The sequence below is a fragment of the Actinopolyspora lacussalsi subsp. righensis genome (assembly GCF_900116555.1).
Taxonomy (GTDB): Bacteria; Actinomycetota; Actinomycetes; order Mycobacteriales; family Pseudonocardiaceae; genus Actinopolyspora; species Actinopolyspora lacussalsi.
Window position 1 is genome coordinate 1 of the sequence record NZ_FPAT01000015.1, and the last position, 16,803, is coordinate 16,803.

General features: G+C 68.2%; 14 protein-coding genes, 1 tRNA gene and 1 rRNA gene. 8 read left to right on the plus strand and 8 right to left on the minus strand.

Annotated features, from left to right (window positions below; translation table 11 throughout):
• The first annotated feature begins 143 nt into the window (after positions 1-143).
• Both rrf and ilvD read left to right on the plus strand, forming a co-directional pair.
• A 5S ribosomal RNA gene (gene rrf, locus BM394_RS20595) occupies positions 144-261 on the plus strand.
• Between the two features lie 187 nt (positions 262-448).
• The gene (gene ilvD, locus BM394_RS20600) at positions 449-2,116 is read left to right on the plus strand and encodes a dihydroxy-acid dehydratase (protein WP_092981173.1); all 1,668 of its coding nucleotides are present in this window, start codon (positions 449-451) and stop codon (positions 2,114-2,116) included.
• Between the two features lie 158 nt (positions 2,117-2,274).
• Here ilvD and BM394_RS20605 read toward each other — a convergent pair whose 3' ends face one another.
• From BM394_RS20605 to BM394_RS20630, 6 genes are read right to left on the minus strand one after another with little or no spacing between them, the layout of a single operon-like run.
• Complete coding sequence (locus tag BM394_RS20605) at positions 2,275-3,024, minus strand: anti-sigma factor (RefSeq protein WP_092981174.1); 750 nt, start codon at positions 3,022-3,024, stop codon at positions 2,275-2,277.
• A complete protein-coding gene (gene sigK, locus BM394_RS20610; protein WP_092981176.1) occupies positions 3,021-3,641 on the minus strand; it encodes an ECF RNA polymerase sigma factor SigK in 621 nt (206 codons plus the stop codon). Before sigK ends, BM394_RS20605 begins: the two co-directional genes overlap by 4 nt.
• A 21-nt stretch (positions 3,642-3,662) precedes the next feature.
• The gene (locus BM394_RS20615; RefSeq protein WP_175530197.1) at positions 3,663-4,928 is read right to left on the minus strand and encodes an SAM-dependent methyltransferase; all 1,266 of its coding nucleotides are present in this window, start codon (positions 4,926-4,928) and stop codon (positions 3,663-3,665) included.
• Complete coding sequence (locus tag BM394_RS20620) at positions 4,925-5,665, minus strand: DUF1365 domain-containing protein (RefSeq protein WP_092981177.1); 741 nt, start codon at positions 5,663-5,665, stop codon at positions 4,925-4,927. The genes BM394_RS20615 and BM394_RS20620 overlap by 4 nt, the downstream gene beginning before the upstream one ends.
• A gap of 5 nt (positions 5,666-5,670) precedes the next feature.
• Positions 5,671-6,951 (minus strand): NAD(P)/FAD-dependent oxidoreductase, encoded by a 1,281-nt coding sequence (locus tag BM394_RS20625; protein ID WP_092981179.1) that lies wholly within the window; start codon positions 6,949-6,951, stop codon positions 5,671-5,673.
• Positions 6,951-7,664, minus strand: a complete 714-nt coding sequence (locus BM394_RS20630) for an alpha/beta hydrolase (RefSeq protein ID WP_092981180.1) — start codon at positions 7,662-7,664, stop codon at positions 6,951-6,953. Before BM394_RS20630 ends, BM394_RS20625 begins: the two co-directional genes overlap by 1 nt.
• A gap of 313 nt (positions 7,665-7,977) precedes the next feature.
• Here BM394_RS20630 and BM394_RS20635 point away from each other — a divergent pair, with 313 nt between their 5' ends.
• Both BM394_RS20635 and BM394_RS20640 read left to right on the plus strand, forming a co-directional pair.
• Positions 7,978-9,255 carry an SAM-dependent methyltransferase gene (locus tag BM394_RS20635; RefSeq protein ID WP_245780345.1) on the plus strand — a complete coding sequence of 426 codons (1,278 nt, stop codon included), beginning with the start codon at positions 7,978-7,980 and terminating at the stop codon, positions 9,253-9,255.
• 74 nt (positions 9,256-9,329) lie between these two features.
• Positions 9,330-10,073 carry a DUF1295 domain-containing protein gene (locus BM394_RS20640; RefSeq protein ID WP_092981315.1) on the plus strand — a complete coding sequence of 248 codons (744 nt, stop codon included), beginning with the start codon at positions 9,330-9,332 and terminating at the stop codon, positions 10,071-10,073.
• 57 nt (positions 10,074-10,130) lie between these two features.
• On the opposite strand, the gene BM394_RS20645 is transcribed toward BM394_RS20640, so the two are convergent.
• Entirely contained in the window at positions 10,131-10,964 is an 834-nt protein-coding gene (locus BM394_RS20645; RefSeq protein WP_245780347.1) for a phosphatase PAP2 family protein, read from the minus strand.
• Positions 10,965-11,270: 306 nt separating this feature from the next.
• Positions 11,271-11,343, minus strand: a tRNA-Lys gene (locus BM394_RS20650).
• A 587-nt stretch (positions 11,344-11,930) separates the two neighbouring features.
• Here BM394_RS20650 and BM394_RS20655 point away from each other — a divergent pair.
• The 4 genes from BM394_RS20655 to ligA all read left to right on the plus strand — a co-directional run bounded on the left by BM394_RS20655 (position 11,931) and on the right by ligA (position 16,799).
• Positions 11,931-13,073 (plus strand): L,D-transpeptidase, encoded by a 1,143-nt coding sequence (locus BM394_RS20655; RefSeq protein ID WP_245780348.1) that lies wholly within the window; start codon positions 11,931-11,933, stop codon positions 13,071-13,073.
• Between the two features lie 91 nt (positions 13,074-13,164).
• Positions 13,165-13,815 (plus strand): DUF6461 domain-containing protein, encoded by a 651-nt coding sequence (locus BM394_RS20660; RefSeq protein WP_092981185.1) that lies wholly within the window; start codon positions 13,165-13,167, stop codon positions 13,813-13,815.
• A complete protein-coding gene (locus BM394_RS20665; RefSeq protein WP_092981188.1) occupies positions 13,815-14,522 on the plus strand; it encodes a hypothetical protein in 708 nt (235 codons plus the stop codon). The genes BM394_RS20660 and BM394_RS20665 overlap by 1 nt, the downstream gene beginning before the upstream one ends.
• 57 nt (positions 14,523-14,579) lie before the next feature.
• Complete coding sequence (gene ligA, locus BM394_RS20670) at positions 14,580-16,799, plus strand: NAD-dependent DNA ligase LigA (RefSeq protein ID WP_092981191.1); 2,220 nt, start codon at positions 14,580-14,582, stop codon at positions 16,797-16,799.
• The last annotated feature ends 4 nt before the right edge of the window (positions 16,800-16,803 follow it).

The window sequence follows — 16,803 nt, forward strand, 5'->3', positions numbered from 1 at the left end:
ACCCCCCCAACACACCGCCCACCCGCGCACCGAACCCGCAAGCACACGCGATCTCGCCACCACTATACGGCTCCCAACACAGCCACCAGCCCCTATCAACTAACTACATACCGGCTGACCCAGTCGGCCCCATGGTTGTTTGGGTCGGTGGCCACAGCGGAGGAGACACGCCCGGTATCCATCCCGAACCCGGCAGCTAAGCCCTCCAGCGCCCCAGGTACTGCACCCCCACGGGTGTGGGAGACACGGACACCGCCGACCCAACCCCCCCGAGACCGGCCCCACCCACCAGGGTGGGGCCGGACTCATACCCAGCCCCCTTACGGCTCGTCCCCACTGCTCCGGATCGCGGAACTCCTCGTTCTATCCTCGTACCGTGAGTGAAAACATCAGTTCGACGGAATCAGGGGCCGACCACGGTGCAGGCCCCGGACAGTCTTCCCGAGCGATGCCGCCCAGACCGCGTAGTCACGAGGTGACCGACGGTATGGAACGCGCGGCCGCTCGCGGCATGTTGCGCGCTGTCGGTATGCAGGACGGCGACTTCGCCAAACCGCAGATCGGCGTGGCTTCCTCCTGGAACGAGATAACCCCCTGCAATCTCTCGCTGCAGCGACTGGCGGGAAGTGCCAAGGACGGAGTGCACGCGGCCAACGGCTACCCGCTGGAATTCGGGACCATCTCCGTTTCCGACGGCATCTCGATGGGGCACGAGGGGATGCACTACTCGCTGGTGTCCCGCGAGATGATCGCGGACTCGGTGGAGACCGTGATGCAGGCCGAACGACTCGACGGTTCGCTGCTGCTGGCGGGCTGCGACAAGAGCCTGCCCGGAATGCTCATGGCCGCGGCCCGACTGGATCTCGCGTCGGTGTTCATCTACGCGGGATCCATCCTGCCTGGAAAGGTGGACGGGCGCGAGGTCACGATCATCGATGCCTTCGAAGCGGTGGGTGCCTGCTCGCGGGGGCTCATCCCACGCTCGGAGGTCGACCGCATCGAACGCGCGATCTGCCCCGGCGAAGGGGCGTGCGGTGGGATGTACACCGCGAACACGATGGCTTGCGCCGCGGAGGCGTTGGGCATGTCGTTGCCGGGTTCGGCGAGCCCACCATCGGTGGACCGTCGTCGTGACGCCGGCGCCAGGGCCGCCGGTGAGGCCGTGGTGGGGATGCTGGAGAAAGGCATCACCGCCCGCGACGTGTTGACCAAGGAAGCCTTCGAGAACGCGATCGCGGTGGTCATGGCGTTCGGCGGTTCCACCAACGCGGTACTGCACCTGCTGGCCATAGCGAACGAGGCGGGTGTCGAGCTGACCCTCGAGGACTTCAACCGGGTGGGGGACCGTACCCCACATCTCGCCGACGTGAAGCCGTTCGGTGAGTACGTGATGACCGCGGTGGACCGTATCGGCGGTGTCCCCGTCGTGATGAAGGCACTGCTGGACGCGGGGCTCATCCACGGCGACTGTCTGACCGTGACCGGTCGTACCGTGGCAGAGAACCTCGCCGAGCTCGAACCTCCGGAGCTGGACGGCTCGGTGATTCATCGACTCTCCGACCCGATACATCCCACCGGTGGACTGACGGTGCTGCGGGGCTCGTTGGCTCCGGAAGGCGCCGTCGTGAAGAGCGCGGGATTCGACACCGCACGCTTCGAGGGCACGGCCAGGGTGTTCGACGGGGAGCAGGCCGCGATGGACGCCGTGGAGAACAACACCCTGAGCGCTGGGGACGTGGTGGTCATCCGTTACGAGGGCCCCAGGGGCGGTCCGGGCATGCGCGAGATGCTCGCCGTCACCGGTGCGATCAAGGGTGCGGGCCTGGGCAAGGACGTTCTGCTGCTCACCGACGGCCGGTTCTCCGGAGGGACGACCGGATTGTGCATCGGCCACGTCGCACCGGAGGCCACCGATGGTGGTCCGATCGCCCTCGTCGCCGATGGCGACCCGATCCGACTGGATCTGGCTGACCGGAAACTGGACCTGCTGGTTTCGGACGAGGAGCTGTCGCGTCGCGAGCAGCGGTGGCAGCCGCCGGAGCCGAAGTACCGCGGTGGCGTGTTGGGCAAGTACGCCAAGCTGGTCGGCTCCGCTGCCAATGGTGCGGTCTGCTGACCCGATCGCCCGTGTCGCGGTCTCGCCCGACGTCATCGGGACCGGACTTCGCAGGGGACGTTCGATCGAGTTGATGCCCGGCCGGTTCGACCGGCCCGCCGGGGAACGTGCCGGATTCCCGGGACACCCCCCGGCGGGCTGTCGGCGTGCCGCGTGGGTCAGGTCGGCATGTTCATCTCGAGCAGCGGATCGTTCGAGGGCTGCTCGCTGCCGCCCGCCGGTTCCACGGTTATGCCGATGGCACGGGTGTTCGGCGGAATCTCGGCCGTCATCGCCGACATGTTGCCGCTGGACTCCTGCCGCAGCAGTCCGGCCGACTCCGCACCGTAATCGCCGAGGAACCACAGTTGGTAAACCCGTTCCGGCGGTGCGGGTTCCATACCGGAGCCCAGGAACATGACTTTGTCCATGCGTTCGGACATCACCGTGACGGCTTCCATGCCACCCGTGCTGGTGGTGGCGACCTTGGCGTCCGGTGCTCGTACGAGTCGCTCCACCGCCGCGTCACGATCCGCGCGCGCCTGCTGCAACTCCTGCTGAGTGTTCCACGCCAGGGCACCGAAACCGGCGGCCAGTACGACACCGACGATCGCCGCCGCCGTCGCCAGCCGCGTGCCCCACGACGCCCGACGGTTCACCCCCCGGCCACCGCGGCGTCGTGGTCGTTCCGCTGTGGCGGGGGGCTCCTGCCGGGTGCGCGAGACCTCCGACAGCACCCGCTGCTTGAACTCCTCCGGAGGCTCGACAGCGGTGGTTCCACCCAGGTAAGCGGCCGTTTCCCGGAACTGGCGCACCTCCTCGGCACAGTCCGAGCACGAGGCCATGTGCCGTTCGAAGGCCACCCGCTCGGTCTCCGACAGCGCGTCCAGCACGTAGGCCCCCGTCAACGTGGCCATGTCGGTGTTCATCTGCCCACCCCCAGGCAGTCCCGGAGTCGGATAAGCCCGTCCCGCAGCCGCGTTTTCAGCGTGGACGCCGGTGTGCTCAGCAATCCGGCCGCTTCCCGGTAGGTGTAGCCACGGTAGTAGGTCAGCATCACCGACTCACGTTGAATCTCGGTCAGTGTGGACAGACACTTGCGTACCTGCTGCTGCTCCCAGCGGGAGGCCACGGTCTCCGACACCTCGTCGAACGGGCGCCCCTGCTCCCGTGAGCCGGCACGGCTCTCACGGTCGGTGGCGGCCTGCGCCGAGCGCACGCGGTCCACCGCGCGGCGGTGCGCCAACGTCAGGACCCAGGTGAGCACGCTGCCCTTGCCCGCGCTGTAGTGCGTGGCGCTGCGCCAGACCTCCACCAGGACTTCCTGCGCCACCTCCTCGGACTGGGCGGTGTCGCGCACGACGCGCTGCACCAGGCCGAACACCGAGCCGGCGATCAGGTCGTAGAGCCGCTCGAAGGCCTGTTCGTCCCCCTTCGCCACCTCGGCGAGCAACGCCTCGGTGTCCGGGCCGTGCTCCGAGGCCTCCTCGAGCTCCTCGGAATCGCGCAACCACCGTTTCGATCGGTGACTCGCGGGGTTCTCCATCGCGCCGCTCCTTTCTGCGCGTTACCCGCTGTCCCGGGCGCCGTCGGTGGTGGGTTTGGCGAAGACGAGCTGCCACACGTCCAGATATCGTGCGCGGAATCCCGCTTCACTGTATGCCAGGTAGAACTCCCACATGCGCCGGAACCGCTCGTTGAATCCGAGCCCGGCGATGTGCTCGCGCCGTCGAGTGAACCCCGCGCGCCATTGCCGCAGGGTTTCGGCGTAGCTTTGCCCGAAAGCGTGTCGTTCCACAGGGTGAATACCGGTGTGCTCGGACACGATGCGCTCGATGGCCGGGATCGAGGGCAGCTGCCCGCCCGGGAAGATGTACTTGTGGATCCAGGTGTAGGAGTCCCGGGTCGCCAGCATCCGTTCGTGCGGCATCGTGATCGCCTGGACAACCGCCCGACCACCGGGCGTCAGCAGCCGGTCGAGCTTCGTGAAGAACCTGTCCCAGTACTCCGCGCCGACGGCTTCGATCATCTCCAGGCTGATCACCGCGTCGAACTCGCCGTCGGCCTGCCGGTAGTCGCGCAGCTCGACGTCGACGTGATCGGCCAACCCCGCTCGCTCGACGCGCTCCACGGCGAGCGCACGCTGCTGCTCCGACAGGGTCAGCGTGGTGACTCGCGCGCCGCGCCGCGCCGCTCGGATCGCCAGCGATCCCCAGCCGCTGCCGATCTCCAGCAGCCTGGTGCCTTCCACCACACCGGCCGCGTCGAGTGCCCGGTCGAGTTTGCACCGCTGCGCGGTCGCCAGGTCCGTTACTCCCGGTCGGAACAGTCCCGCCGAGTAGGTCATGGTCTCGTCCAGGAAAGCGGCGAAAACCTCGTTGGACAGGTCGTAGTGCCGTTGAACGTTGCGTGTCGCTCCGGCGGTGGTGTTGCGCTCCGCCGTGGGCCTGGAAGCGTCCACCCAGCGGCGCAGGGACTGCAGCGGGCGCGGCACAAGTGTGGAAAGTCGCCGTGCGAACGGGGTCAGCAGCGCGGCCGGATCTGGGCTGTCCCAGTCGCCGGTCATGTAGGCCTCGCCGAAACCGATCTTGGCGTCCACCCCGAGCCGGTGGAAGAACGCCTCGGGACGGATCACTCGCATCAGGGGAGCGTCCGGTCCGCCCGCGCCGAGGCGCTCGCCGCCCGCGAGCACAACCCGCACCGGCAGCTCACGTACGGCGTGGCGGAACAGTCGTTCGGCCAGCCCGGCGCGTACCGGGGAACGCGGCGCTTCGTCCACCGCGTCCCACACCGACACGCTCGCCGGGGCGGGTAACGACATGGCAGTGGTCATCTGACACCTTCCTGGTGAACATGGGGAGTACGGGGGTTCGGTGAGCGTCCGCGCAGCCACAGCGAGATCCCGTGCGCGCGAATCATCGCCGCCACACGCTGCGGCACCAGCGGGTTGCCGAGCAGCAGCCGCGTGAGCCGTCGTGGTTCCGCCGGAACGCGCCGACCGTGCATCTCCGCCGTCAACAGCGGTTTCCCGGCCTCGTCGCGCAGCCGGACGCTCACGTCCACCCGTTCACCCGGATAACCCAACCGCATCTCGTAGTTTCCCCGCTGTGGCAGGAAGGGCGAGACGTAGAACCGCTTGGTGACCGTGGCGTGCCCGTGTGGGTCCGGCCGCAGCAGATAGCAGTGTCGCTCTCCGTAGGTGTTGTGTACCTCGGCCACCACGCATGCCAGCTCCCCGTCCGGACGGTGACACCAGTAGAACGTGACGGGGTTGAACACGTAGCCCAGCACCCGTGCGTGGGCCAGCATGAGTACTCGGCCGCCTTCGAGGTCCACGCCGTTGCGGGACAGCCAGTTGTCCAGGTTGGCCCGGATGGAGCGGTGGGGAGACCCGAGGTGATCACGTGCCTCGAACCGTGCGAACGGCCGTAGCGGCAGCGGCAGCCGTGGCAGGTCGTCCAGATCGACCAGCCAGGTGTAGAGCCGGTGCCGGAACCCGTCACCCGGTTCGGTGTGCCTGGTGTGGCCGACCGTCACGTCGTACAGGGCGGTTGTCGTCGAATCGCTCATCCGGCTCACCAGCCCGCCCCCAGCGCGGCGGCGGCACGCACCCCCGAGGCGCAACCGTCCTCGTGGAAGCCCCAACCCTGGTACGCCCCCGCGAACCGGACTCGGTCGTCGCCGATCTCGTCCAACCGCCGCTGCGCGGCCACCGCCTCGGGTGTGTAGATCGGATGCCGGTAGGTCATGCGCGCCAGCACGCTGGCCGGACGAACCCGTTCACCGGAGTTCAGCGTGACCAGGTAGTCGTCCGGCTCGGCCAGTCGCATCAGGCGGTTCATGTGGTAGCTGATCCGCACCCCGGTCCCGGCCCGGTCGCAGGAGGGCATCGTGTAGTTCCAGCTGGCCACGGCCGCCGGACTGCGCGGTAGCACCGTGGCATCGGTGTGCAGCAGGGTCTCGTTCTCGCTGTAGCCGAAGGCCCCCAGCAGTTCCTTCTCCAGCGGTTCCGGATCGGCCAGCATCTCCAGGGCCGTGTCGGCGGGGCTGGCCAGCACGGCGTGCCGTGCTCGGTACCGCTCTCCCGCCGCGTCCCATAGCGTCACCCCTTCGGCGGAGCGCCGGACGGTCCGTATCGGGGTTGTGGAGCGCACCGCGTGCAGCCGTTCGGCGATGCGTGCCACGTACTCCCGCGATCCCCCGGGGACGAACCGCCAGCTCGGTGATCCGCGCACGCTCAGCATTCCGTGGTTGCGCAGGAAATGGAACAGGTAACGCGCCGGGTACTGGCCGCTGCTGATCCCGTCGGCCGACCAGACCGCGGAGACCAGCGGTAGTGCGAAGTGGTTGACGAAGTACTCCGAGAAGTTCCCCTGCCGCAGGAAGGTTTCCAGCGTGGGCAGCGACTCGTCCGCCACCGGTGTATCCAGCAACGAGTTGGCTCGCCGGTGAAACCGGATCACCTGCCTGAGCAGGTTCAGGTAGGCCGGGTTGCCGAGATTGTGGGGCTGGGCGAACAGCCCGCGCAGTCGTTTCGCCCCGGCGTACTCCAGCCCGCATCCTTCGCAGCGCACGCTCATCGACATCTCGGTCGGCCGGGTCGCAACGCCCAGCTCCTCGAACAGCCTGCACAACTGCGGATAGGTGCTCCGGTTGTGCACGATGAAGCCGCTGTCCACGGCTATCCTTCGCCCGTCGCCGGTGGGCACGTCGTGCGTGTGCGCGTTACCGCCCAGTCGGTCCGCCGCTTCGAACAGCGTCACCTCGTAGTGCCGTTGCAGCAGGTACGCCGCCGTCAGTCCGGAAACCCCGGAACCGATGACGGCCACTCGCGGTCGGCCGGATCCGTTCTCCATCACTGCCCTCCGGCGTGTCCTTCGAGGTGGGACGGTGTCCTGCTCGCGGCGCGGCTCGGCCCGACCTCGGCCACGAATTCGCGGGCCAGGCGGGTCCATTCCCGGTGTCGACGCAGCATCGCGTGCCCGCTGCTCGGAACCAGCCGGTACCGCGCGGTGTGTCCGGCGCGATTCGCCCGCCGTGCGTACTCGGCGGAAGCGGGTGCCGAAGTGATGCCGTCACGATCGCCGTGCGCGAGCAGTGTTCGGGTGCCCGCGAGCTGTTCCACCGGATCTGACGGTTCGATCCACGGTGCCAACGCGCAGACGTCACCCACGCCGTCCTCGCCCGCGAGCAGCAGGGCCGCGCGGCCTCCCATCGAGTGCCCCAACAGCACGATCCGGGCCCGCGGCGAGCGTCGCCGGATCTCTCGCAGCGCCCAGCGCGCGTCGACCACCGGATCCCGATCCGGCTCGTTCCACCCGCGCAGTCGGTTCCGCAGCAACCACACCGCCGATGTTCCGCCGTGCTGCCGGGCCACTCGCAGCGCGAGCCACCACATGCGCAGATAGGCCAGCCGCCAGGGGCGCATCGGCTCCTCGCTGCGAGAGCGGCCGCCGTGCAGCACCAGTACCGCAACGTCAGCCTCGGCGGATCGCCGGATGCTGTGCAGTACGGCTCCGCGGTTCTCCCCATCCCGGATCACCCGGTCGGCTGCCTCGTGATCTCGCATACCCGTTGTTCGGAACCGCCGGGCATCGGGGTTGGTCGGTGTGGCGGCCCGCACAGTCCGGGTGTTCGGGCAATCGCTTTCGCCCCCGGCTGCGAATCGCCCGAAACCGCCGCACGACGTGCCGGATTCGTACGCGCGTGCGGCACTTGATCACGACGATCGTGTGGGAGGTCGGGTGTTACGAGTTCGCAGGGGTTCTCCCGCGTCGTTCCGGAGCGCTGTCCGCGGCTCGGAGCGGCGCGCTCGTGCCACGCCGCTCGTCCTGTCGGGACGGATCCGGAAACGGCGGCGTACGGCCGGCGGGGCGAGCGGCGTGGCGGACGGTATCGCCGACCTGGTGGAGCGGGTGCTCGGCGTCGAGCCCCCGCTGGGGATCAGCGCCTGGGACGGCAGCGGTCACGGACCGCCCGGAAACCCGCGCGTGCTGCTCCGCGGTCGGCGCGCGTTGCGCCACCTGCTCTACCGCCCCGGGGAACTGGGACTGGCCCGAGCGTTCGTCACCGGCGATCTGGACGTGCGTGGGGATCTCACCGAGGCACTGCGGCGGTGCCGGGCACTCGCGCGACACGAGGGTGTGACCGTCCCACGGTTCGGCCCCGGGCACTTGTGGGGGCTGGTCCGAGACTTCGCCGTGCTGGGAGCTCTCGGCCCCCGTCCGGACCCTCCCCGCAGTGAGGCACGGCCCACCGGCAGGCTGCACAGCAGACGACGCGATTCCCAGGTCATCGCCCATCACTACGACCTGGGCAACGAGTTCTACGGGCTGTTGCTCGATCCCAGGATGGCCTACTCCTGCGGCTACTGGCCCGACGACGGCACCGAGCGCACGTTGGCGGCCGCACAGGAGGCCAAGCTCGACCTGATCTGCCGCAAACTCGGTCTGGACAGCGGCACCCGCCTGCTCGACGTCGGTTGTGGTTGGGGTTCGCTGCTGCTTTACGCGGCCCAGCACTACGGTGTCTCCGCCACCGGCGTGACCCTCTCGACGCAGCAGGCCGACCACGTTCGACGGCGCGCGCACGAACTCGGGCTGGCGGAGCTGGTCGAGGTCCGGCGTTGCGACTACCGCGAGCTGGCGGTGCCCGACTCCGGCGAGTACGACGCGGTGGCCTCGGTGGAGATGGGCGAACACGTGGGTTCGGCCAACTATCCGGATTTCGTCGCCACCCTGCACCGCATGCTCCGGCCCGGCGGCAGGCTGCTGCTGCAGCAGATGTCGCGCGGTGATTCGGCACCCGGCGGTGGTGCCTTCATCGGGTCCTACATCGCGCCCGACATGAACATGGTTCCGATCGGTGCGACGCTGTGGAAACTGGAACGTGCCGGTTTCGAGGTTCGTGATGTCCAGGCGATGCGCGAGCACTACGTTTACACGGTTCGGGCCTGGTTGCGGACCCTGCTCGACCGGTGGGACGAGGTGATCGCGCTGGCGGGTACGGAACAGGCCAGGGTGTGGTGGCTGTACCTGGCAGGCGGCGGGCTGGCCTTCGAGGAGAACCGGATGGGAGTGCACCAGATTCTCGGGGTGCGTCCCCACGAGGACGGTTCGATCGACGACTGCACCCTCGCGTTGCCCGAGGTCCGGCGTTGACCCCGGGTGCCGTGGCCGGTGTGCTCGCGATCGGGCTGGGCGTGGCGTGGGCCACGGTCACCGTCACGTTCCTGATGGCGCGGGTGCGGAATCGCTACGACACCATCGACACCGCCTGGGGCACCGGGTTCGCGCTGATCGCGGTGTGCGCACTGGCACTGGTCCGGCCGGTGTCCGGGGACTCGGAGCAGCCCGGGGTGGCGGGGTGGCTCGCCACGGTGCTCACTGTCGTGTGGGGGGTGCGGTTGGCGCTGCACCTGCATCTGCGCAACCGGACCAAGCCGGAGGATCCCCGCTACCGGGAGATGCTCGCCAAGGCGCGCCGGTTCCCGGCCGGGCGGATGTACTTCCGGGTGTATCTCACCCAGGCCCTGGTGATGTGGTTCGTCGCCCTTCCGGTACAGCTCGCCCAGTTCGGCGGTTCCGCCCGGCATCCCCTGTCAGCGGCGGTGCTCTGGGCGGGGGTGTTCGTCTGGCTGGTGGGGTTCGCGTTCGAGACCGTCGGCGACGAGCAGTTGCGCAGGTTCCGGAACCGGCCGGAGAACTCGGGGGCGGTGCTTCGCATGGGGCTGTGGCGCTACACGCGCCACCCGAACTACTTCGGTGATGCCTGCGTGTGGTGGGGGCTGTACCTGATCGCCTGCCACCACCAGGTCGGCGTTCTCCCGCTGTTGTCCCCCGTGCTGATGACCTGGTTGTTGGCCCGGGGCAGCGGCAAACCGTTGCTGGAGCGCGACATCGTCGAACGTCGGCCGGACTACGCGGACTACGTCCGGCGAACCAGCGGGTTCGTGCCCCTGCCACCGAAGCGGGATTGACGCCCACGCCGTGATGGTCGGGTTCCCCGCTCGCTCCCGGCCGGAATTGATTCCGGCTCACGTTTCGTGGCGCCGATCCTCCTCGCGAGGATCGACCTCCCGTCCCCGATCGGTTCGTTTCGCGCGTTCCACCAGCCTGGAACGCAGCGGCGCCAACCGCGATGACAGGGTATGGACGCTGACGAGCCCGATCGTGAAAATCGCTCCCAGAATCCAGCCCGCCACGACGTCGGAGGGGGAGTGCACGCCCAGCACGAGTCGGGAGAACCCGGTGATCAGCACCAGCAGTACGCCCAGTCCCACGACACCCGCGCGTGACCAGCGCCCGCGCAGCACTCCCAGCAGCAGAATCGCCAGCATCAGGTAGACCGCCGCGGAATGGGCGGAGTGCCCGGAGGGGAAGGCGAAGCTGTCCTCGGTGAGCGCGTTGGGGGCCGGAACCGGTCTGGGGCGCGCGATGGTGAGTTTGAGCAGGAAAACCGTCAGTGCTGTTCCGGTGGAGGTCAGCACCAACAGCATCGGACGACTCCAACCGCGGGTGCTGGTTCCCAACCAGACGGCGCCGATGACCGCCACGGAGAACACCACCGCTCCCTCGCCCAGGTGAGTGATGACGTTGAACGCCGCGATCACGGTGGGAGTGCGCAGTTCGGCGATCATCTCCAGTAGCCGACGGTCCAGCCCGAGGATCGCGCCGTGCTCGTAGACCTGTTCCGCGAGCTCGCCGAACACGTTGATCCCGGCCACCACGAGTAACAGCCCAAGCACCGGGGTGAACCAGGGGTACCAACTCGCGAGGTCACGCCAGCTCGCGTGCGACTCGGCGAGACGTTCCTCGGGGTCGTACCCGTCACCGGAGCGCGGGCTCTCGCCGGTGGGGGCCATTGTCATGGATCACACTCCCGGCCTCGGTCGCCGTGATTGCTCGGTCCCCGTGCATTCTACGTGCGCTCGGACTTTCGAGCCCGGATGTCGGACGAGAGGCATTCCGGTGGCGTGACTCGCGGAACGGAATCCGAGGAATTCGTGATTGTCGCCGCGCCGGGAGCTGTCTCCCCACCGGAGGGGCAGGAATCGTTCGGCGGCGGAAGTGCTCGACAATCCGTCCCGCGTGCGATCCGCTTCGTTCCGGTTGGGTTCCGGTCGGGAATGCCTTGGAAACGAAAAAGTCCCGAGCCGAATGACTCGGGACTTCGGTGCGCCAACAGGGACTCGAACCCCGAACCCACTGATTAAGAGTCAGTTGCTCTGCCGCTTGAGCTATTGGCGCGTTGCCGTGTGAAATTTTTCCGCCTCGCTCGAATTCCCTCTCGCGTTGGCGACAACACAAACTTTAGCACGGTTGCCGGAGGTGTGATTCGAGGGGGGTCGCTTGCGTGTCGTGGGTGGTGTGCGCTGCGGCTTCGTCGCTTCCTCGCTGGGCTGGGGCGCGGTCGGTCGGATCGTCCGCTCGCCGGCGGCGGTGCGGCTCGTCGGGACGGGTTCATCATGGGGCGGCGCTTCTCGTCATCCGCTTCGTCGTTCGGGCGGCCGTCTCACCCGACTTCGATCTCCGGGAGTGATCCGCTCGATGTCCTCCGAGCTCGATGTCCACCCGAGGTTACGGAAGTACTACGGCTGAGACGCGATGACAACCCTTTCGGGTGAGAAGGCGTCATCCTGGACAGCAGTTGTGCGGACTCACGTTTCGTCGTCCGGTACGGGACGGCGCCGGGTGAGCCTCGAACTCACGGGGGACACGACTGTGGGGAATGGCGAATCGAGCGGAACGGAACGCCACGGATGGAACTGTTGAGTCGCTCTTCCGGGGGATCCATGGTTTCCCCACGGCAAAGACTTCTGACGACCCTGCTCTGCTTGGTCGCGTTACTGGTCGCCGGTTGCGGTACGGGGGCCGGTGGTGACTCCCGCACCCAGACCTCGGGTTCGGAGCCGAGCAGCACCGGCCCGCCCGCGATCGAGTTCACCCCGAAGTCGGGAGCCTCGTCCGCCTCCCCGGTGGATGATGTCGGGGCCCGGGCGAAGAATGCCACGTTCACCGAGGTCGTGATGACCAACGCCTCCGGTGAGAAGGTCGAGAGCTCGCTCGAGGACGACGGCCGAGGTTGGTCGGTCCAGGAGCCGCTCGGCTACGGCAAGACCTACGAGGTGGTGGCGAAGGCCACCGGTGCGGACGGCGAGAAACTGACCGAACGCTCCCGGTTCACCACGCTGACCCCCGAGAATCTCACCTACGTGTCCATGAACCCGCTCGACGGGCAAACCGTGGGTGTCGGTCAGCCCCTGGCGTTCTACTTCAGCGAGGACGCGCCCGCTCCCGTCAGGGAACGCGCCGAGAAGGCCATCGACATCAGTACCGACCCGAAGGTCAAGGGCGAGTTCTACTGGTTCGACGACCGCGAGGTGCACTGGCGTCCCAAGGAGTACTGGGAACCGGGTACCGAGATCACCGTCGACGTCAACATCTACGGCAAGAACCTCGGCAACGGTGTCTACGGCGAGTCCGACCGCCACGCCACCGTGAAGATCGGTGACGAGGTGATCCTGCGTGCCGACGCGGCCTCCCATCGGATGAAGGTCACGGTCAACGGCGAGCTCAAACGCACGATTCCGGTCTCGCTGGGACGCCCCTCCTACCCATCGCACAACGGCACCCACGTGGTGATGCGCAAGCACGACACTTACATGATGGATTCGACCACCTACGGCCTGGGGCTGGACGAGGGTGGCTACCGCACCGAGGTCGAGTGGGCCGTACGGATCTCCAACGGCGGTGAGTTCCTGCACGCCGCCCCCTGGTCGGTCGGGGACCAGGGCGAGCGCAATGTCAGCCACGGCTGCATCAACATGAGCACCGCCGACGCGAAGTGGGTCTACGACCTGCTCAAGAAGGGCGACGTCGTCGAGGTGACCAACTCCAAGGGCGGGGAACTGGCTTCCTGGGACGGCTTCGGCGACTGGCAGGTTCCGTGGAGCGAGTGGACCAGTGGCAACAGCTGACCGAGGTCACGCGTTCGGCTCCGCCTCTCGTGCGGGGCCGATTCGTTCGAACGCCCGCGTGGAACCGCCCGATGGTGATAGGAAATCAGCTGTGGGTAGCGGGAACGCGGAAGTCGATCGGCACGGTTGGATCCACGACAGCGCCGTACGGGACGCGGCGTGCCTGACCCTGGTTCGGGGAACCGATGTGTTCCGGGTGGCACGAGCCTTCGGCGCCGATCCGACCCGGGGCAGACACTGGAACTTCGAGGAGTTCTGCGAGGAGTCCTTCGCCTGTGCGGACAAGCAGTCCCTGATCGGTCTCCGCCGGGTGGGCGAGTGGACACTCGTCGCCGAGGAGAGCCGTTTCGAGGGGATCCGGCACGAGGTGCTCGCCGAGGCCAGTTCCGGCGGCGAACTGGTCTCGGTGTACTGGGACGTCGGTGGTTCCGGTGGATTCGCCCACGCCGTGGGCGGCGAGTTGCGCACCTTCTTCGAACCCGTGCTTCCCGAGTACCGCTCCGGAACCCGCCCGGACGATCTGGAGTCGTTACGCGCCGGGCTACCCTGGCACGAGGCGGAGCGTGTGCCGCTCATGCTGGCGCTGTCGGCGCGTGTCACGGGATGCGTGCCCGACCCGGAGTGGTTCGTCGGACAGTTCCTGACCTGCCCGGTGGTGGGGACGGGCGGGAACGTGGTTCTCGGTCCCGCCTCCCACCAGATCGGTTCGCTGTTCCACGGTTCGGCGGGATGGAGAGTTTGATGGGGTTGCTGCGTCGGTTGTTCGGGCTCGAACGGCGGGCCGCGGAAGCGACGTCGCGGGTGGGGGACGAGTCCGCCGAGGCCGCTCGCCGCGCGGAGCTGTTCTGGCGCCGCTGGGAGGAGCTACTGCCGCGGGTGGGCTCCGCGTTGGGTGACGGTGTGCCGCAACGTGTCGACCACCAGCTCGCGGAAGCGGTCGGGCTGCTGCATCCGAGACTGAACTTCTCGATCGAGCGCGGCAGCGAGGCCATCTACGCCTTGGTGATCACCGCCCAGGCGGATCCCGAACTGCGGGTATACACCGATGCCTGGAAGGCGGCCGCGCCCGCCGCCGATTCACTGTGGGAGTACCACGACGCGGTGCCTCCGGTCCCCGATCCGAGGGAAGTCACCGTCAACCTCCGTGGCAAGCGCTACCAGCTGGACGAGGTGCGTGTCGCGGCGCAGTTCGACAACACCAGGAACCTGATCGACGTCGCGGTCTACCACCCCGGCTTCTCCGAACTGGCCGATGAGGAACGGGAGGCGTTGACCTTCCTGCCGTTGCACGCCGCGCTGGGGGAGAAGTTGGCGGCCGATCGCATCGGCAGGGTCGAGACGGCCGACCTGCTTCCCGCCAACGCGGTCGATCTGGTCGCGTTCCGCGAGCGGGTTCGTGCCTTCGACACCGGGGAGACCGATTCCGCCGAACCGGACACCGAGCAGTAGGCGGACGCGGCACCGGTCGAACGCGCCGTTGTCGGCGGTGCTGGTTAGTCTCGGGACGTGACCAGGGAACGCACGCACGAGCACGCCGCACCGGACGCCGCCGTTTCGCGGGAGGCGGAACCTTCGGGCTCCCGGGCCGAAGAGACCGAGGTCGAAAAGTCCGGGGCCGAGCCCGCGCCCGACGAACGGGCCGAGGGGCTCGAGGACGTCCCGCGTGAGACGAGGAAGCGGCACGACGAGCTGGTGGAGCGGGTGCGTTTTCACCAGTTCCGGTACTACGTGCTCGACGCTCCGGTGATCACCGACGGTGAGTTCGACGAGCTGTTCGTCGAGTTGCAGCGGCTGGAGGACGAACACCCGGCGCTGCGCACCCCGGACTCCCCGACCCAGGAGGTCGGCGGCACCTTCTCGACGGAGTTCACCGCCGTCGACCACCTGGAACGGATGCTGAGTCTGGACAATGCCTTCGACATTTCCGAACTCACGACCTGGGTGAACCGCGTCGAACGGGAGACCGGTAGCCACCCCGCCTTCCTCTGCGAACCCAAGATCGACGGACTGGCCGTCAACCTGCTCTACCGCGACGGCAGGCTGGAACGGGCGCTGACCCGAGGGGACGGCAGGACCGGCGAGGACGTGACGCTCAACGTGCGCACCATGCGGGACGTGCCGGACCGGCTGACCGGCGGCGCGGAGTACCCGGTCCCGGAACTGGTCGAGATCAGGGGCGAGGTGTACTTCCGGCTCGACGAGTTCGCCGAACTCAACGCCTCGCTGGTGGACGCGGGCAAAACCGCCTTCGCGAATCCGCGCAACGGTGCCGCCGGTTCGCTGCGGCAGAAGGATCCGCGGATCAGCAAGCAGCGCCCGCTCCGGCTGATCTGCCACGGCCTCGGCAGGCGGGACGGGTTCGAGCCCCCCACCCAGTCGGCGGCCTACGAGGCGCTGCGCACCTGGGGCCTGCCGGTGTCCCCGCACACCGTGGTGCTCTCCTCGCTGGAGCAACTGACCGAGCACGTTCGTTACTGGGGAGAGCACCGGCACGAGGCGGACCACGAGATCGACGGCATCGTCATCAAGATCGACGACGTGGCCCTGCAGCGCAGGCTCGGCACCACCTCCCGCGCCCCCCGGTGGTCCATCGCGTACAAGTACCCGCCGGAACAGGCCACCACCGAGCTGGTCGCCATCCGGGTCAACGTCGGCCGTACCGGGCGGGTCACCCCGTTCGCGGAGATGAAGCCGGTGAAGGTGGCAGGTTCCACGGTGTCGATGGCCACGCTGCACAACGCCGACGAGGTGCGTCGCAAGGGCGTGCTGGTCGGCGACCGGGTGGTGATCCGCAAGGCCGGTGACGTCATCCCGGAGGTGCTGGGGCCGGTGGTCGATGCCCGGGACGGCGACGAGTACCCGTTCGTGATGCCGGAGACCTGTCCGGAGTGCGGGTGGACGCTATACCGGCAGAAGGAGACCGACGTCGACATCCGCTGCCCCAACGCGCGTTCCTGCCCGGCACAGCTTCGCGAGCGGTTGTTCCACCTGGCGGGGCGGGGAGCGTTCGACATCGAGGTGCTCGGCTACGAGTCGGCCGCCGCGCTGCTCGAGGCCGGGGTCGTCGTCGACGAGGGGGACGTTTTCCTGCTCGACGAGGACAAACTGCTGCGTACCGAGCAGTTCCGGGCCAAGGACGGGAGTCTGACGGCCAACGGGGCGAAACTGCTCACCAGTCTGGAGAACGCCAAGCAGCAGCCGCTCTGGCGGGTGCTGGTCGCACTGTCCATCCGGTTCGTCGGCCCGACCGCCGCGCAGGCACTGGCGCGCGAGTTCGGGTCCGTCGACGCGATCGACGCGGCGGCGGAGGAGGATCTCGCGGCCGTGGACGGCGTGGGGGAGACCATCGCCGGTGCCGTGCGGGAGTGGTTCACCGTCGACTGGCACCGCGAAGTGGTCGACAAGTGGCGTGCCGCCGGGGTTCGGATGGCCGACGAGCGTGACACCTCCGTGCCGCGCAACCTGGAAGGGTTGTCGATCGTGGTGACGGGTTCGTTGCCCACCTACTCGCGGGACGAGACCAAGGAGTGGATCATGAACCGGGGCGGGCGTGCCGCCGGTTCCGTGTCGAAGAAGACCGCTTTCGTGGTGGTGGGCGATGCCCCCGGCTCCAAGTACGACAAGGCGGTCCAACTCGGTGTCCCCGTGCTGGACGAGGAGGGATTTCGGGTGCTGCTGGAGCAGGGGCCGGAGGCCGCGGCCGAGATGGCACTACAGCCGGAGTAGCGAG